The organism is Dietzia massiliensis (genome assembly GCF_018390595.1).
Classification (GTDB): Bacteria; Actinomycetota; Actinomycetes; order Mycobacteriales; family Mycobacteriaceae; genus Dietzia; species Dietzia massiliensis.
Window position 1 is genome coordinate 1 of the sequence record NZ_JAHBAV010000413.1, and the last position, 207, is coordinate 207.

A 207-nucleotide genomic window follows, 5' to 3' on the forward strand; every position below is an offset into this window, starting at 1 on the left:
CGGCGATGAGTCGCTGGTAGACGCCGTAGGTGACCTCCACCGCCGCGTGCGCATCATGGGCGGTGAACGCCTTGAACAGGCGCACCTTCTGCTTGTCGGTGAGCAGCTCGGCTCGGGTGTTCAAGGTCCGGCGGATGCCGTACAGCGGATCGCCCGTGCGGCCCCGGTGCCCGGTGGTGGCCTGCTGGATGCGTTGGCGGCACACGG

General features: G+C 69.1%; 1 pseudogene. It reads right to left on the reverse strand.

From position 1 onward, the window contains the following. A pseudogene (locus KHA85_RS17755) lies at positions 1 to 207 on the reverse strand (ISL3 family transposase); the annotation flags it as partial.